The organism is Chryseobacterium sp. GQ58 (assembly GCF_059758895.1).
In genome coordinates, this window is sequence record NZ_JCAXEH010000003.1 from 275127 (window position 1) to 299336 (window position 24210).

Annotated in this window: 22 protein-coding genes, 1 tRNA gene and 1 pseudogene; 10 read left to right on the top strand and 14 right to left on the bottom strand. The window is 36.9% G+C overall.

Going from position 1 to position 24210, the window contains the following annotated elements:
• Positions 1-123 precede the first annotated feature (123 nt).
• The 7 genes from AC6CHK_RS09240 to AC6CHK_RS09270 form a co-directional block, all read right to left on the bottom strand.
• A complete protein-coding gene (locus AC6CHK_RS09240; protein WP_498095391.1) occupies positions 124-645 on the bottom strand; it encodes a hypothetical protein in 522 nt (173 codons plus the stop codon).
• A gap of 438 nt (positions 646-1083) precedes the next feature.
• Positions 1084-2127, bottom strand: a complete 1044-nt coding sequence (locus tag AC6CHK_RS09245; protein ID WP_498095393.1) for an aminotransferase-like domain-containing protein — start codon at positions 2125-2127, stop codon at positions 1084-1086.
• Between the two features lie 558 nt (positions 2128-2685).
• Positions 2686-5241 carry a cyanophycin synthetase gene (gene cphA / locus AC6CHK_RS09250; RefSeq protein ID WP_498095395.1) on the bottom strand — a complete coding sequence of 852 codons (2556 nt, stop codon included), beginning with the start codon at positions 5239-5241 and terminating at the stop codon, positions 2686-2688.
• A 221-nt stretch (positions 5242-5462) separates the two neighbouring features.
• Positions 5463-5732 carry a hypothetical protein gene (locus tag AC6CHK_RS09255; protein ID WP_498095397.1) on the bottom strand — a complete coding sequence of 90 codons (270 nt, stop codon included), beginning with the start codon at positions 5730-5732 and terminating at the stop codon, positions 5463-5465.
• Between the two features lie 391 nt (positions 5733-6123).
• Positions 6124-7152 (bottom strand): hypothetical protein, encoded by a 1029-nt coding sequence (locus tag AC6CHK_RS09260; RefSeq protein WP_498095399.1) that lies wholly within the window; start codon positions 7150-7152, stop codon positions 6124-6126.
• Between the two features lie 13 nt (positions 7153-7165).
• The gene (locus tag AC6CHK_RS09265) at positions 7166-7678 is read right to left on the bottom strand and encodes a hypothetical protein (protein WP_498095401.1); all 513 of its coding nucleotides are present in this window, start codon (positions 7676-7678) and stop codon (positions 7166-7168) included.
• A gap of 37 nt (positions 7679-7715) precedes the next feature.
• Entirely contained in the window at positions 7716-8135 is a 420-nt protein-coding gene (locus AC6CHK_RS09270; protein ID WP_498095403.1) for a hypothetical protein, read from the bottom strand.
• 597 nt (positions 8136-8732) lie between these two features.
• Here AC6CHK_RS09270 and AC6CHK_RS09275 point away from each other — a divergent pair.
• From AC6CHK_RS09275 to AC6CHK_RS09290, 4 genes are all read left to right on the top strand, one after another.
• A complete protein-coding gene (locus AC6CHK_RS09275; RefSeq protein WP_498095405.1) occupies positions 8733-8906 on the top strand; it encodes a hypothetical protein in 174 nt (57 codons plus the stop codon).
• Between the two features lie 171 nt (positions 8907-9077).
• Positions 9078-11060 (top strand): tetratricopeptide repeat-containing sensor histidine kinase, encoded by a 1983-nt coding sequence (locus AC6CHK_RS09280; protein WP_498095407.1) that lies wholly within the window; start codon positions 9078-9080, stop codon positions 11058-11060.
• The gene (locus AC6CHK_RS09285; RefSeq protein WP_498095409.1) at positions 11060-11695 is read left to right on the top strand and encodes a response regulator; all 636 of its coding nucleotides are present in this window, start codon (positions 11060-11062) and stop codon (positions 11693-11695) included. Before AC6CHK_RS09280 ends, AC6CHK_RS09285 begins: the two co-directional genes overlap by 1 nt.
• A 56-nt stretch (positions 11696-11751) precedes the next feature.
• On the top strand, positions 11752-12288 hold the full coding sequence (locus AC6CHK_RS09290) for a hypothetical protein (RefSeq protein ID WP_498095411.1): 537 nt from the start codon (positions 11752-11754) through the stop codon (positions 12286-12288).
• A 40-nt stretch (positions 12289-12328) separates the two neighbouring features.
• Here AC6CHK_RS09290 and AC6CHK_RS09295 read toward each other — a convergent pair whose 3' ends face one another.
• Complete coding sequence (locus tag AC6CHK_RS09295; protein WP_498095413.1) at positions 12329-13054, bottom strand: DKNYY domain-containing protein; 726 nt, start codon at positions 13052-13054, stop codon at positions 12329-12331.
• 345 nt (positions 13055-13399) lie between these two features.
• Here AC6CHK_RS09295 and AC6CHK_RS09300 point away from each other — a divergent pair, with 345 nt between their 5' ends.
• From AC6CHK_RS09300 to AC6CHK_RS09310, 3 genes and pseudogenes are all read left to right on the top strand, one after another.
• Positions 13400-15106, top strand: a complete 1707-nt coding sequence (locus tag AC6CHK_RS09300; protein ID WP_498095415.1) for a S41 family peptidase — start codon at positions 13400-13402, stop codon at positions 15104-15106.
• Between the two features lie 309 nt (positions 15107-15415).
• Positions 15416-15550: pseudogene (locus tag AC6CHK_RS09305) on the top strand (AraC family transcriptional regulator); the annotation flags it as partial.
• Between the two features lie 307 nt (positions 15551-15857).
• Positions 15858-15998, top strand: a complete 141-nt coding sequence (locus AC6CHK_RS09310) for a bacteriocin-like protein (protein ID WP_498095417.1) — start codon at positions 15858-15860, stop codon at positions 15996-15998.
• Positions 15999-16145: 147 nt separating this feature from the next.
• On the opposite strand, the gene AC6CHK_RS09315 is transcribed toward AC6CHK_RS09310, so the two are convergent.
• Entirely contained in the window at positions 16146-16538 is a 393-nt protein-coding gene (locus AC6CHK_RS09315) for a winged helix-turn-helix transcriptional regulator (RefSeq protein WP_498095418.1), read from the bottom strand.
• Between the two features lie 281 nt (positions 16539-16819).
• Between AC6CHK_RS09315 and AC6CHK_RS09320 the strand changes: the two genes are divergently transcribed.
• The 3 genes from AC6CHK_RS09320 (at position 16820) to AC6CHK_RS09330 (ending at position 19460) form a co-directional block, all read left to right on the top strand.
• On the top strand, positions 16820-17638 hold the full coding sequence (locus AC6CHK_RS09320; protein ID WP_498095420.1) for an alpha/beta hydrolase: 819 nt from the start codon (positions 16820-16822) through the stop codon (positions 17636-17638).
• 6 nt (positions 17639-17644) lie between these two features.
• Positions 17645-18808, top strand: a complete 1164-nt coding sequence (locus AC6CHK_RS09325; protein WP_498095422.1) for an MFS transporter — start codon at positions 17645-17647, stop codon at positions 18806-18808.
• 382 nt (positions 18809-19190) lie between these two features.
• Positions 19191-19460: a helix-turn-helix domain-containing protein gene (locus tag AC6CHK_RS09330; RefSeq protein ID WP_498095424.1), complete on the top strand. Its 270-nt coding sequence runs from the start codon at positions 19191-19193 to the stop codon at positions 19458-19460.
• A 320-nt stretch (positions 19461-19780) separates the two neighbouring features.
• Here AC6CHK_RS09330 and AC6CHK_RS09335 read toward each other — a convergent pair whose 3' ends face one another.
• The 5 genes from AC6CHK_RS09335 to holA all read right to left on the bottom strand — a co-directional run bounded on the left by AC6CHK_RS09335 (position 19781) and on the right by holA (position 24202).
• A complete protein-coding gene (locus AC6CHK_RS09335) occupies positions 19781-21112 on the bottom strand; it encodes a site-specific integrase (RefSeq protein ID WP_498095426.1) in 1332 nt (443 codons plus the stop codon).
• Between the two features lie 271 nt (positions 21113-21383).
• Positions 21384-21468 (bottom strand) — tRNA-Ser (locus AC6CHK_RS09340).
• A gap of 132 nt (positions 21469-21600) precedes the next feature.
• On the bottom strand, positions 21601-21969 hold the full coding sequence (gene crcB, locus AC6CHK_RS09345; protein ID WP_498095428.1) for a fluoride efflux transporter CrcB: 369 nt from the start codon (positions 21967-21969) through the stop codon (positions 21601-21603).
• 57 nt (positions 21970-22026) lie between these two features.
• Positions 22027-22968, bottom strand: coding sequence for a thioredoxin-disulfide reductase (trxB, locus tag AC6CHK_RS09350; RefSeq protein ID WP_498095430.1), 942 nt, complete (start codon positions 22966-22968; stop codon positions 22027-22029).
• A gap of 196 nt (positions 22969-23164) precedes the next feature.
• Complete coding sequence (gene holA, locus AC6CHK_RS09355; RefSeq protein WP_498095431.1) at positions 23165-24202, bottom strand: DNA polymerase III subunit delta; 1038 nt, start codon at positions 24200-24202, stop codon at positions 23165-23167.
• Between the last annotated feature and the right edge of the window lie 8 nt (positions 24203-24210).

Sequence of the window (24210 nt, forward strand, 5' to 3'; positions counted from 1 at the left end):
CTATTAATAAAATAACCTAAAAACCACAACTTACTGATTGTTACTGTAGCCCTAAAAACTTATAGCTTCGGCAATAATTTTTAAAACTGATTGAAAATCATGCGAAAAGTAAGACGAACCTTCCTAATTTTCAATGTTAAGCCGTATCAAAATATAAGAAGGCTTGTTGAAAGGATTCATTTCCGATTCCTGTTGTATTTTAAATCCACAGTCTGTCAAAAACGGAATCAGTGGGTCAGATTGGAGCAACTCTAACCATATGGCATCATAACTACGGGTTACCGATAGACATTTATTCCATAAAGATGCTCTTGTTTCAGCATTGTTATGTTCTGCCGTTATATAGAAAGAACCGCAATGTATAGCTTTTTGGTTTGCCAATATTTCAAGCTTACTCAATGATTGCCGCATAATGGCATATCCCACAGGGATATCCTCTACAAAAACGGTTATCATTTGGGTACTGAGGTTGTTCAAGTCATTCACGGCATCCTTTTCAGAAAGCTGTTGTTGAATATATTCGTCTAACTGTTCTTCCGACACAGAACTGTTGTACATTTCCCTAATCTGGGCCTCTTTTAGCAGGAAAAGATTATGCAATCCCTCATCCGATGCTATGGTAAATTTCGACACTATTCCCATCATTTAATTAATTTAAAACAAATATAGGGGCACAAGTAAATCAGTATACGATACAGATATACAAAAACAGATCGGTACAATTAAGGGTTTAATGAGAGACCTATTGTTTTAATCGCCTCAAGACTGGCGGGTGTAATATGTTGCGAAAATATTGCTCGGAAACAATGATCATAGGAATCCGTAAGTGAAAAAGTTGTACCCGGAGTAAGGTGGATGCCAAATGCCTCGCAAGTTTTATAAAATCCCTGCATATCAGTATTCTCAGGTAGTTTGTTCCAAATGGAATACCCTCCATGTGGAACCTGAATACATGTATTTTCCGGATAATAGGTGCTGAATTGTATTGCAAGTTGAGAGGCCTGCCGCTCTAAATGGTGGCGGAATATCCTCAGATGCCTGTCATAACTGGATGTTCTTAGTAACTTGGTAATGATCTCTTGATTAATAGGTGATACTGACCTCCCCAACGAGAACTTTATCCTCGGCTTTAGAAAAAAAGCGGCCTGGCGCCATCCACCCCAGACGGATGCCAGGGGCGATGGTTTTCGAAAACGAAGAAAAAGTAATGACTGAGCCACTGATATCGAAATTCCGGATGTTGGACGGTCGGGAATTATGAAAGTAAAGATCACCATAGATATCGTTTTCTATAATAGGGATATTATGGTACAATGCAATGGCAAGAACCTCTTTCTTCCGTTCATCCGTCATCAATATTCCGGTAGGATTATGAAAGTTAGGTGTTAGCACGATTGCTTTAACAACATTTTTGCTGCATACACTTTTGAGGTAATCCGTATCAAAGCCTTCATTGTACCTAACGGGGATTTCAATTATCTTTAAGCGAAGGCTGGCGACAACCTCTAAAACAGAGAATACGCAGGGACTTTCCACCGCTATAATGTCGTTCGGAACTGTGGTTATAGCGAGTGCAATATACAATGCCTGTAATGCCCCGTCTGTAATCAGCAGTTCCTCAGGCTGAACCTGTGCACCATGTCTTGCCAAACGTTCGGCAAGCAATTCCCTAAGTTCATCTGTACCGGTGGTCGGGTAATAACGTAGAAGAGCCGCCCCCTTTTCACGGATTACCTGCTGCATAGTTCTCAGAACCAACTTTTGTGGTACAAAAAAGTCGGACGGTGTTGCAGCGTTTAGGGATGCAAATGAAACATGTTGCTTTACGGAAGTAAGGACAACATTTTCTTTAAATAAAGGGTCTCTTGGTATAGGTGGCAAATCAATTTCTGGCACTTCATTTATCTTTTTGGTCAGTGCAGCTACTACATAGCCTGAACGTGGAATGCTTGTCACCAGACCTTTGAACACAAGGTAATCATATCCGCTCTGTACAGAACTTGTACTTAAGTTATATTCCTTTTTTATACTCCTAACGGAAGGCAATTTGCTACCTGACTTTAAAATCCCTTTAGTGATTTTTGATTCAATTTCGGAAGTGAATATGCTGTATCTATAATCTCTCATTGATAAAATAAAACCTGTAAAATGTAAATTTACGATTTTATATCGTTGAATTGTTTGTCCGATTAAGAGAAATATAAAACAGGTTTAGCTTTATTATATCAAAGTCCGTTTAACTTATTTTTTACTAAAGTATCTGATACAAATGGAATGTACCGTCATGCCAAATTATTAGCTCGTTTTAATCGCAATATTTTGAATAACCATTTAAGTCAAAGAAGGTACCGGCATACTACTGCTTTTAATTCGAGAATCTTATTTAATTCCTGTACAAATCGCTCAATGCTTAAAAACGTTTGAATCAAAGGTGTCAGCTCACAGGTAGAATAAAAATGATTAGGGGTCATATGTGGCATAATTTACTAAAGACTGTTGATTATTAGAAAATATTGTAAAATGAGAAGCAACTTCGAATTGATTCTCCCTAATAATAAAACCTCCTAAATCAGACGGTCTTATTTGTATGAATTATCAGATTATTTCTAGTTAATATGTGTGCTGTGTGCTGTCGATTGGCTGTTGTTTGTTGATGAAAGCCTTATTCTAGCCACTGCCTAAGATTTAATGTTGATAAAGCTGAGCTACGTTCTGCGTGATCTTCAGCGTCTGTATGGCATTGTCTGCACAAATAACAACATAGCTTCCCTTTTCTGCCGTATCAATAGCAAAATGAATAGCAGATTGTGTATCTGCAATGACCTTATATTCTAAATCAGGCTTTATATCTTGAATTCCCTTTGCTAAAAGTTCGACGATCGATTCCTCGCTTCTTCCTCTCGTATCACGATCAAACCTGATAATAATATCATCATACATTGAGGCTGCAATCTGCCCGAACTCAATAATATCATTATCGCGACGGTCACCTGGTACAGTAATAACCCCGATTTTTTTTCCGGCAATATGCTTAAGATATCCTGCGAGTGCTCTCAGGCCGTGAGGATTGTGGGCATAGTCTACTATGACATTTAAGCCATTGATTTCGAATTCATTGATCCGTCCGGGAGTTTGTTCTGCATTAGGAATAAAACCCTTTAATGCGAGAGCGATCTGCTCAGTCTGAATTCCTGAAAAATAGGCTGCTAAAACGACGGGCAGTAAATTCTCAATCATAAATTCTGCTTTCCCATTACGGGTGATGGGTGCATCGGTCAGATTAAAAACAAAAATTTTATGGGTACCACTGTAAATGAAAACATTAAGGTGGCGGTCTGCATATACTGCACGTCCTCCATTTTTCATATGTTCCTGAAGGCGAGTATTGTTTTCTGTGGAACAAAACAGAGCAACATTACATCTTACCCTGTCTTTCATTCCATATGCATGTTCATTTCCTGCATTTAAAATAGCCCAGCCATCTTTCTTTACCGCACACGGAACCACTGCTTTTACTTTGGCAAGATCCTCTACCGTATAAATATCTTTTAATCCCAAATGATCAGCGGCAACATTTGTGACAATGGCAATATCGCACTGGTCGAATCCGAGACCTGACCTGATAATCCCACCGCGTGCACATTCAAGCACCGCAAAATCAACAGCTGTATCTTGTAATATCGTACGTGCACTTTGTGGACCGGAACAATCACCTATTTTAATCCTCTCATCTCCCACATAAATACCGTCAGTTGAACTGAATCCCACGGTATATCCTGCAAAAGCCGCTACATACGCCATTAGTCTGGTCGTGGTTGTTTTGCCGTTTGTTCCGGTAATTGCAACGATAGGAATTCTGCCATCATCTCCCTCTGGAAACATTAAATCTACTATTGGCTCACCGACTTCACGTGATTCTCCTTTTGTAGGATATTTATGCATTCTTAGTCCCGGGGCTGCATTTACTTCGATAATCGCACCGCCATTTTCCAAAAGAGGCTGGGTGATATCCGGGCTTACGACATCTATACCGCAGATATCCAGACCAATAACTCTTGATACTTTTTCTGCCATTATTATATTGGACGGATGTACGATGTCTGTGACATCTTCCGCAGTACCGCCTGTGCTTAAATTAGCTGTAGCTCTTAAAAATATTTGCTGCCCTTTTGCAGGAACAGAATGCAATTGCAGTCCGTGTTTTTGAAGATGCAGTTCTGTAACAGAATCTAGGCTGATTTTTGTCAAGACATTCTCATGACCATCTCCCCGCAAAGGATTGAGATTTTCGGTTTCTACCAGTTCTGAAATGGTTGAAAAGCCGTCGCCAACAACAGAAGCAGGCTGCCGTAATGAGGCCGCAATAAACTTATTTCCGATCACTAAAATCCGGTAATCGTACCCCATAATTTCTTTTTCAACAATCACAGGTTTTGAAATTTCTGCCGCACACCGAAATCCAATGAGAAGTTCTTCAAAATTTTTAATGTTACAAGTCACATTTCTTCCTTGATTACCGTTAAAGGGCTTCGTAACTAATGGATATCTTAAATTTTCTGCGATCAGTAAGAGTTCACTTTCATCCCTTGCTAATCTACCATCAGCAATCGGCAGATAGGCACTTTCTAAAAATTTCTTCGTGTAATCTTTGTCACAGGCAATATCTACGGAAATGCAAGAAGTGTGTTGGGAAATGGCAGCGCTTATCCTTTTTTGATTTTTTCCATACCCCAAAATGGTAAATCCGGCAGGTCCTACACTTACAGGTATATTCCGTTTTCTCGCAGACTCGATGATCATAGTAGTTGTAGGTCCTTCACCATACTTACGGTGAACAGTCATAACCTGTTGCTGAGCTTCGCTGAAAGTTATAGGAGTTTCATTATCAGAGAGTGACTGTATAATTTCTGACGCCAGTTTCAGCGATTCCAGACCGGCTTCTTCAACCTCATATTCCAATATTCCGTAAAATATCCCGGGCGCCGATGAAACTATATTATAATAAGATGATCCTTGTAAAATCGAAGCCAGGTGTAAACTATAGTCTAGCACACGAAGCCTAAACTCATCATGTAAAGATTCAAATTGAAAATTTGAACGAAAATAATCCCTGATCAACTGCTGCTTTTCAGGGTCTGTTTCCGAAATTGTAAAAGGATCGTATTTGATGACAATAAGGTGGTGGTGAGTGCATGACCACATGTTTGGTCCCCGCATGATTCTGATCTCATTTGCAATCATATTAATGGTAATTATTAGAATAAATATTTTTTGAAGGTTTATAACAGAATTAACAAAAAGGTGTATTACTTCGCTTAGTAGATAAGAATTCGAAACGATTGTATTTTAATATTGTATCAAATTAAAAGACTCTGGTCTTATCAGGTGTAGCTGTATAGTTAGAAGTCGATAACCTATATAACTTAAATATTTTTATATTAAATACGTACTCGTTATATGGCTTAATTTTGTCTTCCTCCTGTTCCAGATGAATCGCCTTGAGCATTTTGTGATGAACTTTTAGATGGAGCATTCTGTAATGATGCATTCTGCGATTCGGTATTCAGACTATCTGTTGATATTTCCGAAGAGTTATTAGCGTCCATGCTGTTGTTGTTGTTCTCATAAGCAGATACTGAATCTGCATTATTTGAACTGTCTGTCGATGAATCTTTTTTGCAGCCGCTCACTGTAAAAGCCAGAACAATTACTGTTGTGATAATTAATTTCATATTTATTTCTTATTGGTGTATTCAAAGTTATCAATATCATCACGAGTAAATTATGACTTAACGCATACCAGTAAAATGTTTTTAATTTGTGTTTGTAAATTGATGTTGTATCACGGCGTTAATTTTGAGCATCAACATCATCAAATTATATTTTAATTTTAAAATTTCTTAGAAATATTTATATTAAATCTTGAACAAAAAAAATCCCATCACAATTTTACAGGGAGGGATTTATACTTCATTCTTTTGCTTTTTTACTTTTTCTTAGGATTCTTTCAAACAATACTGAGGATTTTTACTTCTATTTTGTTAAAAATGAATTATATCGAGGTCCGTTAAACTGTTTCTTTTATTATGAGGCTTTTGTTATCACAATATTTTGAATAACCATTTAAGTCAAAGAAGGTACCGGCATACTACTGCTTTTTAATTCGAGAATCTGATTTAATTCCTGTACAAATCGCTCAATGCTGGCGCTTTTTCTTAAGCTTTTTATAATCAAGACTTCCCGCTTGTTGGTACCTGGCGCTTGAAAATATATTTGAATATCTGTTCCTGAATAAATAAAGTTAACTGAACTGCGGACCGTTTGAATGCCGACAATGTCTTTCAATATCCAGGTCTTGTTTCCCAAACCAAAGGGATTTGTACGTGTAATGGTTTGGCTGGCGGGTGTAATAGTTATCGCAGTAAATGCCGAAATGATCGTCATGAGGCCACCAATGTTGAAAGTGAGAAGTATGCAGATTTTGATGAGCAGACTGGCATCTTCAATCCATGGATTAAGTGTCAATTCATGGACTCCGAAAGTGAGCATAACAAAACCTATAATCAGCATTACCACTTTTCTTTTTTTGACCGTATAATTCTGTTGCTCAATGCTAAAATATTTATACCCTGCAAAAGCTTCAGCAGGTTTTGCAGCAGGTAGATCATGCGCCTCAAAAAAACCATGAATAATAGGTATGATCCTGGTTGCTAAGATCACTGCATTGGGATCATCATTTCTTGTATAGCGTGACGATATGATGATCCCCTTGCCAAATTTTGCTTTTTTACGGAACAGAAGGTACCTATAACCACCTGACATATTGTTTACTATCTCTATATTCAGCAAATTAATAAACTTGATTCTGCGTCCCGGAATAAAACCAAAGAGCATTTTTCGCATGATACCTTTGGTGTTATCGAAATGTATGTAGGTATTGCCATTGCTCCAAAATAAAACAACTGCAAGTAGTGCCAAAACGATTACTGGCAACGACTGCAAGATTGTTTTATGCTCGTAATATAGGTAAACAATTATTAAGGCAGCAAAAGCGAGCGCCAGCACACCGGAAAGAATATAAAAGATCCGGTATGGGTAGATTTTAACGCTGTTTACATCTGTTGTCCATTGGGTTTTAAACCACTCTTTCATATATTTCAATGTTTTATTGCTCAATAGGTATTCCATTTATGGACATTTCTTTACAGGTAATGGTAAAAACAAAACCGCCCATATAATCCCCATAGCTCGCAGCGGTATATTGGTCGCTGAAGTTGGATATGGAGGCCTGAGCGAACTTAAAAGTACGGTCAGGGAGCTTGCCGTCAGTATCTTTGATGGTGATGATGCCTTTGAGACGGCTACTTTTCTTTGAAATAACACGCAGCAAGTCATCATTGACCATTTTGCTGTCCATAGTCAAATAAAAACTGTTTGTATAGCTTGCTGAAGCAGCAACAGCCTTTTGGGAGGAGTCATTGGCAGATTCTGATTCAGGTTGGTGTTCATCATATCTGCTCAGCGATAAGTTTACGGAACTTAATGTAGTTGCCAGTTTATTACCTGGATATTCAATTACCAGATCGATTTTAAAACGATTGGGTTCCGTTTGTGCCAGCGCAGTATTTCCCAGCACTGATAATACACAGATAAGCATAAAATTCCTTAGAGATGTCATATAGATAGATTTAATGTTTTTTGTTCACAATCTTACACTACTTCGTCCACGCTTTTTTAAACGGTTTTGTAATTTTGGTGTCCCATTCGTTTACCTCTACATCGCCGGGGGCATTAATGGTAGCGGTACTGCCATCGGCACTCCAGCTTACGCTTACATCCTTGTATTTATTATCTGCGTTGATGATGATATTTTGTTTAGCTGTTTTGGGCGCATAGCCATAGCTGTTTGCTCCATGTATAAAGGATGCTACCGCCATGATGTATCCGTTTATCAAATGGAAGCCATCTTTTGAACCCGGCAGCCCACCTGCGTTTACAGTGAGCGTGTACTTCCCGTTCCACCCGTCAATTACCGATTTACAGCCTTCTTTATTGTCGTTAACGCCTTCTTTACTTACGCTAAAACCGCATTTTTGTTCAAGGTGTGTTCCTCCATACAAATCTGAAAGGACCACAAAAGCGTCAGCCATTCTTCCACAGGTACGATAGCCCTGTGGCGTTTTCGTTTCATCAGCCATCAGCTTCCACATGCTTTCCGAAAGATTGAGTGTAATGGTCTTTTCCACCACATAGCCATCAAGCCAGCCACTGGTTTCGCTCAGTCTGTCCACAAGGTCCGTTTTGTTTTGTGCGAGCAAACTGGAAGTTGTGATTAGAAAGATGCACGATGTAAGAATTACTTTTTTCATAGTTAAATTTTAACCAAAGGTGCGTGATATCAATAAGCTTTGCAATAACACTTTTGTATCACATAAAACTCAGCAAAAACCAATTTACTTTTTTTAATTTTATCGGTCAACAATGATTCTTATACTAAATCAGAGTCTAAAGCTGTATTTTGAATTCAACCTGCAAAGAATTAATGAATATAATGATGGACTTAAAAAGCCTACTATTTCAATACAAACAAATCAGAGATGCCTTTATTGAAGCAGAAAGGCAATTGCGTATAGCTAAGCCAGTTTCAAAAACCCAGCAGATAATTACGGATACAAAAAAAACAGCAAGTTGACGAGACCAGTGGATTAAACGCTTTGCTTAATACCAGGTTTATGCAGCTACAGGAATCTTCGGCTATAACGCTTAAGGAAATGAAATCTCAAGGCATCAAACCGTTTGAAGAGCTCGAATTACAATCCCATGATGGAACTTATTTTAGCATTTCGTATGATCAGGATAACCGCATTATCATACGGGGCGATTATTTAAAAAATGTAACGTACTAAAGCTATTACCGTTTTATAAAGTATTCATCAACCACTTTATAAGTTATATTTCAACCAAAAATCCTGGTCCCGACAAGAGTAATAATAACACTTTTGTATTATTCCTGCGCAATATTCATTTTGTTTACATTTGTATATCTGTAAACTTTTTATCCCGAGTGGTTAAACTATATGCGGTTATATCAAAAATATTTTTGTGATCAGGCACTTTCAGGTGTTCATCTATTGCTTTTTGCAATGGTATTCCTGTGTGCTTGCGTCCAAAAATCTGCGGACGATGTTCCTTTTTACAAACGTAAGGTGAGCGCTGCGGTAAAACCGGTAATGAATGCGGCCATCAATAAAGAAAAGGAAGACCCCGATGCCTGTATTCCTCTTTATGAAAAGGCGCTTGCTGCAGCGAAACTACACAATGATGAAGTAGCACAGGTGCAGAGTTACCGCCTATTGGTGTATTATTATAGCGCCTACAAGAATGATTTTAACCGCGCAATAAAACTTTCTGATTCATCCCTTATACTGGCAAAAAAAATAAATGACCCTAATGCCTATTGTGACCTGTACGCCTCAAGGGCAATCGCTTACAACGTAGCCGGCAAACTGAACGAAGCTGCAGACGCAAGTACAACTGCACTTCAATATCTGCAGCAGGACAAGGCCCCGGATAGTTTGAAGAATTTTCCGCTGTACAATAACCTGGCTGTATTACATACACAGCTGGGCAACTATAAACTCGCCGTTGAAAATGCGAACAAGTTTTTAAATCACTACGCACCTTTGAAGGATACTGCAAGAATGATACTGGCTTATCAAACGATGGGCAACGCATACTACCAGGCAAACGACACTATTAATTTTTTTAATACAACAAGAAAAGCACAGGCATTGCAGCAAGCGTATGCTGACAAATCAAAGGAAGAAATGGTTAATTGGTTACTGGTAGCAATGTACAAAAGCAGTAAGAATTATGATTCTGCAAAATACATTTCTGATCAGTTATTAAAAGTAAATACCGATATCAACACATCCGGATATTTTGAAACCTTAACCCAGATGATGGAAATAGCTTACCAGGCTAAGGATACGGCGTATGCAGCAACCATACTTAGGCGGGGATTTCCCATGCAACAACTTTTAGATGAAGATCTGTTATCTCTTGCCGCACGTAAAAATGCTCTCGACGGTTATTACAAAATGCTTAAAATGACGGGCAACAAGAACCTGGCACAAATTGCCCTGGAACACGCTTACCGTCTTGCCGGCGAACTACGGGAGCAGGAAATAAATAAAGACCTGGAAAAATATGAAATAGATCGCAAAAAAGTAATGCAGGAAAATGTATTGCTTAACAAAGACCTGCAGTTGACCCGGAAAAACAATACCATTACTATTATCATAGTGAGTGCCATTTTGCTTGCCCTGGCGGGATTCGGTTTTTTGATCAGCTACCGCAGAAAAATACAAATGGAGAAAAGCCGTTTTGAGTTGCTGGAAAAAGAGCAGCAATGGAAACAGAGTAAAGCTGTACTGGAAATGCAGCTCTTGGAACGCAACCGCATTGCACAAGAATTGCATGACGACCTGGGAGCATCTCTTACTTCCATTTCTATGAGCACTGAATTGCTGAAAAGAAAACATCCTCAACTGGATGCAAGGGAAATAAACATTATAGCGGACAACTCTACTCAGCTGGTAGATAAAATGAACCAGATTGTATGGACGCTGAATAATAACAATGATACGCTTCAAAGCCTGCTGGCTTACATTCGCAAGTTTGCAACAGAGTTTATGAATGATGCCGGCATTCACTTTGTAATGCACGTACCACAACCTATTTCCGAGCACATGCTGGATGGCAGTGTACGCCGGAATCTTTTTCTTACCATGAAAGAGGCGCTGAATAATATTGTAAAACATGCTCAGGCCACAGAAGTAACCATGACGTTGACCATTACCCAAACCGGCCAGTTAATCATGTACATAGCCGACAACGGAATAGGCATGACCGAAAAGAAAGAAGGGGTTGTTTTGGGTAATGGCCTGCGCAATATGAAAGCCAATATGCAAACCATCGGTGGCAATATTGTATGGATGAATGAACCCGGGAGGGGTACTGTCATTACTGTTACCTACCATTTGAAAACCCTATCCTAATGAAAAGATTAATCACCATAGCGATTGTAGAAGACAATGCATCTATTCGGGAACTGCTGGAATCGACCATTGCGATGGAAGACGATTACTTATGTGCAGGCGTATTTCAAAACGGGGAAGATGCACTCAAGGGAATTCCGGAATTACAGCCTGATGTGGTGCTGATGGATATCGGGCTGCCGGGGATTAATGGAATTGACTGTGTAAAGCAATTAAAACCCACCTGCCCACGCACAGAATTTATGATATGTACCGTGTACGATGAAGATGAAAAAGTGTATCAGGCTTTGGAATATGGAGCGTCTTCATACATCCTAAAAAGAAGTAAACCTGAATTTTTATTACAATCTATTCGGGAGGTGCATGACGGCGGCAGCCCCATGAGCCCCGATATTGCACGTAAACTGGTACAGCATTTTCAGCAAAAAGACAATAAACATGCCGTTGCGCTGACAATTATTACCCCAAGGGAAAAAGAAATTTTAGAGTTGCTTTCGCAAGGATTTTTTTATAAAGAAGTGGCAGATAAATTAGGCATTTCCATCAATACCCTTAAACGCCATATCTACAATATGTACAAAAAACTGCAGGTGGATAATAAAACCGAAGCAATCAATAAAGTTTTTGGAAAGTAGCCGAAGAGGTTATAATAAATGGCCCAGCAGAAAAATTTATTTAAAACCAATCTGACATGACCAAGTTAATTACCCTTGTTCTCTTATGTTGTATCTTTATATATGCGTGTGTACAAAAAGACAGTAATCAAAATCAGGACCCTCTTAAAGACACTGTAGATGTTAAAAGAGATCCTCCCTTCATTCTTGATACAAACACCATTGCCATACTGCCTATAGCAAAGGATATACGCTGGCTTTTAAAAGACACGGCATCTCTATCTCTTAATCCTAGCCATCAGGAACTCCGAAATATTGATCGTCTTCTTACAGAATGTATAAATAAGTATAACCGGGAACAAAACAGCATCAAAAAGTTCCCGGAATATATTGACCTGAAAAATTACAAAAGGCAGTATATCCCCTACAAAAGTGCCGAAGGAAAGAAAGTCTATATCAACTGCTTCTGTATTCATGACATTGACGATTGGAAAAAAAGGCTGGTACAGGTTGATGACGGTGGAAACTGCTTTTTTCAGCTAACGGCCGACCTGGAAACAAACACGTACCTGGATTTCTCTACAAACGAGCCATTCTTATTAAACACGCCATAATCGCATTGCCCGATACGACAGTCTCAAATGAATTGTTAGATCAACGGTATGCGGAAATAATCGTGTCGCCAATTTTAATCTCATCCTCTTTAAGGATAGTAATTTTAGATTCCGGGGTTAACGGTATCTTTTGAAAACCATTCTTCATTGAATAATAATAGACAAAACTCTGATCAGCTAAAAAGTGTTTTGTCAGCTTTTTAGAATCACCAGCGAGGTCTGCCATCTTTATAAGCCGGGCTCCATTTTTAACATATACCCCTTGGGCATCGTATGCCAATGTTATATTGAGTATTTGAAAAGAATTGTAATCCACATTAACCACATGGTGTGATGCAAAATAGCGATTTGCGTCTCGCGCCCATGTTGACCAATTGGCAGAATCAATTACTACATATCGAAATGTTTCGGGATCAGCCTCAGGCACTGCTATCAATCTGAAGAAGTCCCAATCATAAACATGACTTTTGTCTTTCTTAACAAAATTGTATATCTCAAAGCTGTTTCTGTCTACTACAGGCTGGGGGTAACTTTTGTAATAAACTGTTTTATCATCCATGGCAAGGTTTTCAGATAGAATTGTTAATGGGCCTGAAACATTTTTCAGCATATTCTTGCCGTGGGAGAGACGATTCCCGTCCTGCATATAATAATACTTGCCGTTCTGAATAAAGTATGAGTTGGACTTTGTCCTGTCCACAGGCTTTACTTTAAAGCAGGAGAACAATGAAAAGCCCAACATGAGCGTTATAAGTCGAAATGCCATTTTATCATTTATTACCAAATGAAGATACTTATTTTCATCTTTACAATGACAATAATGGCTTTCTTTTTTGCAGCTGCAGTGAGAATACACCTCCACAAGAGTCTCTGATTACAGAATTACACTACTCTATAAATATTGAAACTCCTCATTTTTAGACAAATCCCATTCGTTTTAGAAATTCAGCAATATCGTTTTCTAACAGTGGATGCGACACTTTTGGTACAACCAATCTGTTTTGTTCTCTCAATACCTGAATTTTTCCTAGCTGAATCTATAACTTTGTAGGAAAATCTAAAACTGAATATATTAATTTTTTTAAATTTGTTAGCTTTATCAAAATATAGAATGAAACACATTGTCTTTTTTTCAATCTTTTTAACATCTACCCTTTCAGCTCAGGTGAGCAAATTTTCTGACCATGATTTATACGAACTAGGGAAAATCTGGGGCTTGATGAAATATTATCATCCCGCAGTATCTCAGGGAAAAGTAGATTGGGACGCTGTTTTGCTGCAGTCATTGGAAGATGAATCTAAGTCAGCTGCAGGTGAAATGATAAATCAATGGCTGAGTACGGCAGAGCAGAGCAAATTTGATAATCTGGCCAAAAAGGATTATGATTGTGACAGCATAACCCTTCGCAATTTTGATATTTCGTGGATCAAAAAATTAAGGAAAATACGTCCCGAAAGTAAAGCGCTTTTACTCAATATGGCCTCTCAGCCGAAAAATGTGGGCTCATTTTATTCCAATCCAGTCGAAAATAGCATTCGTTTCAGCAGCAGCAATGAAAAAGTGTACGACAAATTTTCAGTAGAAATTAAAATGCTGGAACTTTTCAGGATATGGAATGCTGTTGAGTATTTTTATCCCTATAAATATCTTTTAGATCATCAGTGGGATGATGTTTTAAAAAAATATATTCCCATATTCAGAAGTATCAAAAACGAAAAGGACTACCATTCTGCAGTAATGCGGCTTGCGGCTGAACTGCAGGACACGCATGTCGGCATAGAAAAGACATTGCAATATAATGTAGTTGGTAAACTGTCATCACCCTTTATTTTTCAAATCGTTGATGACAAAGTTGTGATCACCGGGATTAAAGATGAAGCTAAAATGAAGAAAGCCAATCTTGAAGTCGGAGATCTTATTACAAAAATTAACGGCAAGACCATTCTCAAAAGTATAAATGACAAATCCGTATATTTTGCCTATTCCAATGAATCAGTAAAACTGCGTGAGGCGTACAGCTATCTTTTCAGCAGTGATGAACCGACCATGGTATTAAGGGGAGTAAAAAAGAACGGAAAGGCGTTCAAAACTACCATGGAGAGAACAGAACGGATCTTTAATAATGAGTGGGACAAAGATGGGATTCCCAGTTATCAATTGGTTTACAGGGGCAAAGCATATACTTACCTGACGTATAATGAGAAAGAAAGCCGCCTCAATCCGAGTTTTCAGGTTGACGATAAGGTTTACTTTGAGTTTTCTTCATTAAAAGCATCAGAGATTCCTGCATTGATGGAAATGTATAAAAATACAAAAGGATTGGTGTTCGATCTTCGCAGTTATACTGATGACGGTTCATTAATAAAAATCTTTGACAATCTGTTGAGTAAACCGGAGCATTTCGGAATTAAGACCCAGGCTGATTTCAGCCAGCCGGGTAAGTTCTGCTTTGTAGACAACATTATTGACAAAGCTTATAAATTTGTCGGTAAGAGTAACCCCAATTCTTACAAAGGGCAGGTGGTTGTTCTGATCAATGATCACACACAAAGTGCATCAGAATTATGGGCGATGATTTTTAAGAAAATCCCGGGTGTCATTTTTATCGGAAGCCAGACCGCAGGTGCCGATGGCAATAAAACCTCTATTAAACTGACAAACGGGAACAAACTTGTTTTTTCAGGATTGGGAATCTATTATCCGGATGGCGGAGAAACCCAGCGAATCGGTATCAAGCGTCCGACCGTTGAAAGTATCAGAAATAAAGAAGATCTTCTGTTGCTGAAGGCTTTTGAGCTAATCGATAAGAAGAAGTAAATATATTTATTTTTTTAAGAATAAAAACAAAATATTTCTCTTTATCCCTGAAAATACTGTTGTATTGGTTAGCAAAAATCAATTAATAAGGGCGGTTAAGTATCCTTCAAAATCCGGAAAGTACCAGTTTATTTCCATTACGCGGGATAAAACCATCTTACAACAATATGCACTTGAAAATAAAATGTTGATAAAAAAGCGTTACGATGGCAAACAGAAACTCACAGGGCGGAGTCTCTCGGGATTTAGAGGGATTTCGCTAAAACATTCAGTACTACTCCAAAACAATGGTTACGGGAAAAGCGGCTTGATGAAGCATTTTATCGGATCAAACACAAGAAACAAAAACTTGCTGATATCTATTTAGATTTAGGATTTGAGAACTTGTCACATTTCTATTTTTCCTTTAAACAAAAATTTGGATCAACTACCTCAGAAATATAACCTTCAATAGACAATAATTAAATGGACTTATTCAGCAACTGCATATTTGGTTAAAGGAAATATCACTCAGGTCTGATGATGGGCATCGCAATAATTCTACTTTACCTGTGCTGATAGCTACTATCAGGAGTAATAAAGCTGATCGTTTCTTATGTCGAGACTGATAAATAAGGAATAACTCGGCTTCTTGTTTATCGACAACAATGAAAAATAACATATAGTTTTTTCAAAGTTAAAATTTGTTAATTTCACTATTATCTAATAAATATTTTTGACATTTGCTCTACAATCATAAAATATATTAAATATGAAAAATTTAAAAAAGCTTCAAAAAGCAGAATTAAAAACAATTGTTGGAGGCGCAAATTGTATCAGGCTATGTTTTGTAAATGATAAGTTAACATGCGTTCCTTATAATTCCTGCGGTGGCCCCGGACTCGAGCCATAAAAAAAGAAAAGGAGTGCAACATCAATGTACTCCTTTTATTTTAATATGAAATAACCTTACGAAAGATACTGATAGTTATTGATGTATTCTTGCACTACCGACTGAAACAATACATAACTCTAATATCCATTGAGTTGAGATATTCTATCAATTTCCATTAGAGTTTTCAACTACCAATACCTGTTCCTGTATTGATTTTCTATGTTTTCTTCCCCAATCCTCTAGCTGTTTCCAGATAGGAATTAGTTCTTCAGCTATTTCAGTTAATTCATAATCTACCCTTGGGGGGACTTGTGCATGAACAGTTCTTTTGAGTAATCCTTCTTTTTCCATCTCTCTCAACTGAAGGGCAAGCATCCTTTCTGTTATTCCCGAGATCCGGTCTCTGAGTTCACTGAAGCGCAACTTTCCATCTTCAAGCTTGCATAATATCAACAGCTTCCATCTTCCGCCAATTTTACAAACAGCATACGTTAGATCACATTCCGTAAGATATTGTGCATTAATGCTATTCGTAGAACTTTCTTTTTTCTTTCCCATTACTTACAAATTTGTTAGTACCATACAATTAACTGTATACAGTGCAAATTTAAGACTTGTCATTTAATTTTGTTCCCTTAAAATATATAAACGTGCAAAAATTACTATACACAACACTCATTATTCTGGGAACTATTTCCTGCAAAAACATCAGCAATACCACAAATCAAACAGAGATGCAGTTAACATCAAAAATGACCAAAGTTTTAACCCATTTCCAAAAAATAGAAGTATTTGATGGCCGGGATCCTCTGGATATCAGCCGAAAAAATTATGAAACCATGGCTGTGCAATTGAGCGGTAAAAAAGAATCCGTTGCATTGATACAGGAACTGAATATTCCCTCAGAAAATCACCAAATACCGGTCAGGATATACAGCCCGAAAGGAAACATCTCAAAATCACCAGCGATCATCTATATCCACGGTGGCTGGTTTATTTCCGGAGGTTATGAAACCCATGATACAATAGTCAGAAAACTAGCTAATGCAACAGGAGCAGTAATTTTGTTTGTTGATTATCGTCTTGCTCCCGAACATCCTTTTCCTGCAGGGTTAAATGATTGTAAAGAGGCAGTGGAATGGTTCATTCAAAATGCTGAAAAATTAGGGATCGATCGCCAAAAGATCGGAATTATCGGCGACAGTGCAGGAGCAGCATTGGCAACAACTCTAGGAACCCAATTGGGAGATCAATTAAAATTTCAGGTATTAATTTATCCCGCAGCTGATTATAGACTCAATACGAAGTCCTGGGAAACTTATAAAGATGGCCCGGTACTTAACAAAGAATGGGGAATACAGGCCTGGAACTGGTACCTGGCTGCTGAAGAAGACAGAAACAATCCGTCGGCAGTTCCCCTATTAATAAAAGACTTTAAAAAGACTCCGCCCACACTGGTCATATTGGCAGAACACGATCCCTTGCGGGATGAAGGCGAACAATTAGCTCAAAACATGAAAAAATCAGGAATTTCAGTAAAAAAAAGTCTTTACAAAGGTATGGTCCATGGTTTTATGCATATGGGAATTATTCTCGATGAAACACAAACTGCCATTGAAGAGATTGCAGCATTCGCAACCAAAAATTTAGAAAAATAATAGAAAATGAAAAAATTCGCATATATAGGATGTTTAGGCTTTCTTGCCGTTATTACAACTGAATTTGGTGTTATCGGAATTTTACCGCAAATAGCAGAACACTATAAGATCAGTATTGATAAAGCCGGCTATTTATTAAGTGCTTTTGCATTGATCATAGCACTTACAGGTCCTTTCATGACTTTATTAATGTCGGGGTTTGACCGTAAAAAAGTAATGTTTGTGGCGATATTCATGTTTCTGATCACAGGAGTGGTTTCCTCTTTTTCGCCCCCTTTCTGGCTTTTGATGTTGGTGAGGGTTCTGCCTGCATTTTTACAGCCTGTTTATATTGCAAGTGCCTTATCTGTTGCTGTATCCGCAGCTGATAAAAAGCATAGTAATGAATTAATGGGAATTGTATTCAGCGGCGTTGCGCTGGCAATGGTAACTACAGTTCCTTTCGCTACATGGCTTTCCAGTATTTGGTCCTGGGAATCTTCTTTTATTGTGCAGTCTGTTGTAAGTGTTATTGCTTTAGCGGGCATCTATTTACTTCCTCCTATGCCTGTAAAAGAAAAGAAATCCTATGGGAGCCAGTTGAAAATACTAACACAGCCTACTTTTATCATCAGCACTTTAATGAACTTTTTTATGATCACTGCCTGGTTTTCCACCTACAGCTATTTTGCAGATTATCTGAATAAAGCAAAAGGAATGGATAACACAATGATCAGCTATATGCTTTTTTTATTTGGAATTATCGGGGTCTTTGCCAATTGGATCGCCGGAAAAATGTTGAATAAAAATGTCGCACGAACCACTGCTTTTTTCCTTTCCGGAACTATTTTAGTGCCCGTTTTATTATATTATTCAAGTGGAAATTTAATGGCAACTATTGTCGTGATTGGAATATGGGGCTTTCTATATTCTCCTAGTTTTCTTAATGCCTCTACCTACATGATTTCTTCAGTTCCTCAATCGCTGGAATTTGCAAACAGTCTGGCAACTTCATTTGGTAATTTAGGGGTTACTATCGGAACAACAGTGGGCGGATGGATGATCATTACAAAAGGAATTGAATTCAATCCCTGGATTGGTTTAGTTTTTGGTATTCTTGCACTGATCATGATGGGAATCAGAAGTCTGTTGGAGCACAAAGAAAAAACAGTTGTTCTATGTGGGGAATAAACTGTGTGATGTATTTGTTTACAATATTGTAAGCTACATTAATAAATAAGAGAATATGAATGTTCTTTTCTTTCGTCTATCTTTAGGTTCTCTAGCATCAGGATTGCTACTGGATTATCCAGGCTTATAATTCTAAAATCGTTCTAAATCTTCCACCAAATGTTTCGATATTTCTTCTGTTGTGTGTATAAGACGGGATATTTTCTCATACATAATAAGGTTCTATATGTCTACCGAACCTAAAGTTCACATCACAACTCATTGATTGTTTATGTCAAATTAAGCATTAGGTTTACAGAGTAACGTTATGCCTTTAGCTGCCTCAGATATCATTAATATATTGGCTACATACTGCTTTTTTTTACTTTAGAAAAAAAGAATTATGAATTACGTTACAAAGGAAGATCTACAAAAATTTCAAAGCAGTCTTTTGACAAGCATTAAAAACCTCATTGAACAGAAATTTGATGATAAAAAGTGTGAAGCCAAATGGCTTAGGAGTAAAGCTGTTAGAAAAATTATGGAAATTTCACCGGCAACACTGCAAAACTTAAGAATTTCCGGGAAGATAAAATACACAAAAATTTTGGGATCATATTATTACTGTAAAAGTGATCTCGATTTACTATTTAAATCAGACGATGATGAGTAACTACTGGAAATGTTATTTGCGAGAAATATGTGCTGATCACAGGCTCAATGTATGGCACTTGTCACTACTGGTTGCTATTATGCAAGTAGGAATCGATCAAAATCAAAAAAAGAAAATCATAGTCAGCAGAAGTAGGTTGATGAAAATATCTCATATAAAAACAATACCAACGTACCATAAATATTTTAAAGAATTACAAAAGTTAGGTTATACAAAGTACACTCCTTCTTATCATCCCTGCGCAAAAAGTTTTGTAGAAATATTTTATTAGACAAGATATTAATAAAAATGAAGAACTATTCAAATAGTTCTTCATTTTTTTAATCCTTTCCAAACTTACTTTTCAATCTTTCATAATCCCTAATAATTTTACGGTCATCGTCAGAGAGATAATCTGGAAAATCAGTAATCTGGCTTGGCGTATCTGATGTAAGCTCAAGCTTATTTTTTAATTTATCCATTTCCTTATTTATAAGTTCCTGTGTGGTAATCGCATATTGTTCGGTTTGTGTAACTGAATGGTGTCCCAGCATTTCTTTTACAACATGAATCGGAACTCCGTTTTTAAGTGTGACGGTACTTGCAAACGTACGTCTCGCTCTGTGTGTATTGAGCTGACCATCAATTTCACACAAAACACAGATTTCTTTTAAGTATTCGTTCATTTTCTGATTTGACCTTACAGGAAGTACAAGCTTTTTTTCTATACAATACGGATGATCCTTATAGGAGCTAATAATCTCTAAAGCTTTTGGCAGGAGCGGAATATCTGTACGAGATTTTGTCTTATGTCGTTGAGACATAATCCAAAGTTTTCCATCTAAGCCTACTTTGATATCAGAAGATCTTAACTGCTTGACATCAATATACGCCAGTCCTGTATAACATTGAAAAATAAAAATATCTCTAATCACATTTAACCGGTCAGTTTTAAAGATTTTATTTTCCAAAACATGAAGCTCAGCTGAACTTAAAGGATCTTTTTGGAGTTTTGTTTTCTTAGATTTAAATAGTTTAAATGGATCTTGGGTGATAATCTCCTTAGCTACTGCACGCAGAACAATCTTTTTAAAGTTGGCTATATACTTTAAGGTTGTGTTGTTGGAACATTTTCGTACGGTTTTTAAGTAAAATTCATAATCTTTCACAAAACTGTAATTGAGTTCACTGAAGTCAAGGTCATTAACCATATATTTATGTAAAATAAATTCCTTGACATGCGAACGTGCTGTAACATATCGGTCATAAGTGCCTATTGCAAACTCGCCTCTTTCAACTAAAGCTTTCATTTCATCATTATGATTTTGAAATTCTTTTAAAACCATAACTTGATCATGAGTGGTGCTACCTAATAATCGATTTATAATTCGTTGTGAAGTTATTTTTTCACCATTGTTGGCTAAGGAAATTTTCTCATTGATGATTTTAGCCGATAACGATTCAAGAATGTGATTGATTGCTCTAGCATCTTCTTTATTGCCTTTGGCTCTTCCTAAGTGAGGGTTCCAACGATTAACATCCCATTTTCGTTTGGTTGATATCTCTTTCGGGATACCATCTACAATAACTCTTACATAGACAAATCTTTGACTGTCTCCTTTTTTCCATGGCGTCTTTAAAAAAAATGTTACGCCAAAACTTTTTTCTAACATAATTCGAAAGTTTTGATTAATAAAATTCGAATTAAATTGTTCACAAATCAAGATGTTAATTACGCTTACTAGTTGATAACCAATATTTTTACTCTAATTCTGTGGCAGTTTTTTTTTGCCTATATAAACTGCCACGATTTTGCCATAATAATTATGAGCGCTTTTAAAAACTTTGCGTATCAATAAAACATGAAAAAGGCTGTAATTAACTAAATTACAGCCTTTTAATAGATTTTTGAGTGTTTTTGAAAAGTTTGCTTTTCCTACTCCGCGGAGAGAGAGGGATTCGAACCCCCGGACCTGTTACAGTCAATAGTTTTCAAGACTATCGCAATCGACCACTCTGCCATCTCTCCAAAAACTCCGATTGTATCGTTGTTTTCAGTGGTGCAAATATAGAATGTTTTTAGTTTTTATCAAAATAATTTTAATATAAATTTTAATAAATATAATAATTAGCTAATAATCAGATTAATTATTTTTAATCATCAAAGCGATGTTTGGATTTTTATTCCCAAAATAACAGCTCCGAAACCTAAAATAACGCTTAACAAAACATACAAAGATAAAATCCCATACTGCTGATTTTGCCATAAAGTATAATTTTCCACAGAAAAAGTAGAAAATGTCGTAAAACCACCGCAAAAGCCTGCAATGAGCAAATATTTTAGCGAATTATCATTTTTAGCAAAATAGGAAACAAAAAATCCGATAATAAAACACCCAATAATATTCACCAAAAAAGTGCCTAAAGGAATGGAATTCACATTCCAGATCTTTTGTGTAAAGCTGGAAATCAAATATCGCGCAACGCTTCCCAATCCGCCGCCAAGAAATATGTAGACTAAATTTCTCATGCTTAAATATATAAAAAACGCACCAAAAGATGCGTTTTTTATTTTATTGATTAGCTTTTAATGTAATTCTGCCAGATATTTTTCGGCATCCATCGCTGCCATACAACCGCTTCCTGCAGCTGTAATTGCTTGTCTGTAAATATGATCCTGAACATCTCCTGCAGCAAAAACTCCCGGAAGATTGGTTCTTGTAGAACCTTTTTCGGTTTGAATATATCCGTTTTCGTCCAAATCAATCTGTCCTGCAAAAATATCAGTATTTGGTTTGTGACCAATTGCGATAAAAATTCCGTGAACATCAATTGTCGATTTTTCCTGAGTCTGATTGTTGATGACAACTGCTCTTTCTACCAAATTATTTTCTCCTTCAATACCAATCAATTCATGGTGAAATTTCACTTCAATATTCGGTGTATTTTCAACTCTGTGTATCATTGCTTTCGAAGCTCTGAATTCATCTTTTCTTACAAGCATTGTCACTTTATTTACCAATTTTGCAAGATAAGTTGCTTCTTCCGCCGCCGTATCTCCTGCTCCTACAACTACAACATCTTTTCCTTTATAGAAAAAACCGTCGCAAGTTGCACAAGCCGAAACTCCTCCTCCATTATATTTTTTTTCATCATCAAGTCCTAAATATTTTGCCGTCGCACCCGTTGAGATAATCACTGATTTAGCAAAAATTTCTTTATTTCCTGCATATAATTTGTGAACTCCACCAACTTCTTTAGAAAATTCAGCCTTGGTAATCATTTCATAATGAACTTTCGTATCAAATCTTTCTGCCTGCTTTTGCAAATCCATCATCATTTCAGGACCTGTAATTCCTGCCGGATATCCTGGAAAGTTATCAACTTCAGTCGTTGTAGTTAATTGTCCGCCCGGCTCCAAACCCGTATATAATTCAGGTTTTAAGTCCGCTCTTGCCGCATAGATAGCCGCTGTGAAACCTGAAGGTCCAGACCCAACGATCACACAATCTAAAATATTTTTTTCCATAATTTACTTGTTCAAAAAAGATTGAAATTAAAGTCCGCTAATTTCGTAATTTTAAATATCTTATTAAAGTTATTTTAATGATACTTGTCAATATTTAAGATGTTACTTTTCGATTATATTATTTATCAATAAGTCAATGGTCAATAGTGAATTTTTATACTATAAATTGCAAGTAAAACGTATGACAATTCACTTTCTACACTTTCATCTTAATTTGATCTACATTGATAATTTTATAAACCAATTCTTTAATTAATTCCGCTTCGCTCATGTTCACGGCTCCCAAACCTTTTCCTTTCATATCAAATTCCCTTAAAATCGAGATCACTCTTGTCGCATGTTTTAACGGATAAAGCCTCGCCGATTCTGCATAATCTTTAATAAAATAAGGATTAACGCCCATTTGGGAAGCAATAACCTGCGGCGGCTGACCAATCATCGTGTTATAAATAATCACATTCGAAAAATAATTATACAAACTCGACAACATCATCACAAAAGGATTGTTTTTAGGGTTTTTGCCCATAAAATGAGCAATTTTAAATGCTGCATTTGCGTTTTTTGTACCTAAAGCTTTTTGCAGTTCAAAAACATTGTATTCTTTGCTGATTCCGATGTGGTTTTCTACAATTGTTCCGTCAAGAATTTCGCCTTGTTTGAGGATAATTTTTAATTTATTCAGTTCATTGGCAATTCTGGAAAGGTCATTTCCAAGATATTCTGCTAATAAATGTGAGATATTCGGGGCTGTTTTGATGCTTAATTTAATACATTCGTCTGCAATCCATTTGGGAAGATTATTTTCTTTTATGGATTCGCTTAAAAACAATGCATTGGCTTTGTCTAAAGATTTTGTAACCTTTTTCCGGCTGTCCAGTTTCTTGTGTTTGTGTCCAAAAACTAAAACCGTCGACGGAACAGGATTTTGAACATACATTTCTAAAGCGTTGCTTTCGCTTTCCGTTAATTTTAAATCCTGCGCTTCTTTTACGATAATTACCTGCTTGTCGCCCATCATCGGAAATTGTCTCGCCAATGAAAGAATTTCCTGATAAGAAGTATCTTTTCCGTAGACAACAGTTTGATTGAAAGCTTTTTCATCTTCAGTCAAAAAATCGTGTTCAAAGGCTTTTACGGCAAGATCGATAAAGTAAGGTTCGTCTCCGTGGAAAAAATAAATCGGTAAAACTTCTTTATTTTTAATATTTTTGAGGATTAAATCTAATTCTTTCATCTTATATT

Bases quoted from the DNA above. Each gene is read 5' to 3' on its own strand.
- AC6CHK_RS09295 (WP_498095413.1), bottom strand. From the start codon at position 13,054: ATGGCATTTCGACTTATAACGCTCATGTTGGGCTTTTCATTGTTCTCC.
- crcB (WP_498095428.1), bottom strand. From the start codon at position 21,969: ATGAGAAATTTAGTCTACATATTTCTTGGCGGCGGATTGGGAAGCGTT.
- AC6CHK_RS09325 (WP_498095422.1), top strand. From the start codon at position 17,645: ATGAAAAAATTCGCATATATAGGATGTTTAGGCTTTCTTGCCGTTATT.
- AC6CHK_RS09275 (WP_498095405.1), top strand. From the start codon at position 8,733: ATGCAGCTACAGGAATCTTCGGCTATAACGCTTAAGGAAATGAAATCT.
- AC6CHK_RS09260 (WP_498095399.1), bottom strand. From the start codon at position 7,152: ATGAAAGAGTGGTTTAAAACCCAATGGACAACAGATGTAAACAGCGTT.
- AC6CHK_RS09255 (WP_498095397.1), bottom strand. From the start codon at position 5,732: ATGAAATTAATTATCACAACAGTAATTGTTCTGGCTTTTACAGTGAGC.
- AC6CHK_RS09240 (WP_498095391.1), bottom strand. From the start codon at position 645: ATGATGGGAATAGTGTCGAAATTTACCATAGCATCGGATGAGGGATTG.
- AC6CHK_RS09310 (WP_498095417.1), top strand. From the start codon at position 15,858: ATGAAAAATTTAAAAAAGCTTCAAAAAGCAGAATTAAAAACAATTGTT.
- AC6CHK_RS09265 (WP_498095401.1), bottom strand. From the start codon at position 7,678: ATGACATCTCTAAGGAATTTTATGCTTATCTGTGTATTATCAGTGCTG.
- AC6CHK_RS09335 (WP_498095426.1), bottom strand. From the start codon at position 21,112: ATGTTAGAAAAAAGTTTTGGCGTAACATTTTTTTTAAAGACGCCATGG.
- AC6CHK_RS09330 (WP_498095424.1), top strand. From the start codon at position 19,191: ATGAATTACGTTACAAAGGAAGATCTACAAAAATTTCAAAGCAGTCTT.
- AC6CHK_RS09315 (WP_498095418.1), bottom strand. From the start codon at position 16,538: ATGGGAAAGAAAAAAGAAAGTTCTACGAATAGCATTAATGCACAATAT.
- AC6CHK_RS09245 (WP_498095393.1), bottom strand. From the start codon at position 2,127: ATGAGAGATTATAGATACAGCATATTCACTTCCGAAATTGAATCAAAA.
- AC6CHK_RS09290 (WP_498095411.1), top strand. From the start codon at position 11,752: ATGACCAAGTTAATTACCCTTGTTCTCTTATGTTGTATCTTTATATAT.
- AC6CHK_RS09280 (WP_498095407.1), top strand. From the start codon at position 9,078: ATGCGGTTATATCAAAAATATTTTTGTGATCAGGCACTTTCAGGTGTT.
- AC6CHK_RS09300 (WP_498095415.1), top strand. From the start codon at position 13,400: ATGAAACACATTGTCTTTTTTTCAATCTTTTTAACATCTACCCTTTCA.
- AC6CHK_RS09320 (WP_498095420.1), top strand. From the start codon at position 16,820: ATGGCTGTGCAATTGAGCGGTAAAAAAGAATCCGTTGCATTGATACAG.
- cphA (WP_498095395.1), bottom strand. From the start codon at position 5,241: ATGATTGCAAATGAGATCAGAATCATGCGGGGACCAAACATGTGGTCA.
- AC6CHK_RS09285 (WP_498095409.1), top strand. From the start codon at position 11,060: ATGAAAAGATTAATCACCATAGCGATTGTAGAAGACAATGCATCTATT.
- holA (WP_498095431.1), bottom strand. From the start codon at position 24,202: ATGAAAGAATTAGATTTAATCCTCAAAAATATTAAAAATAAAGAAGTT.
- trxB (WP_498095430.1), bottom strand. From the start codon at position 22,968: ATGGAAAAAAATATTTTAGATTGTGTGATCGTTGGGTCTGGACCTTCA.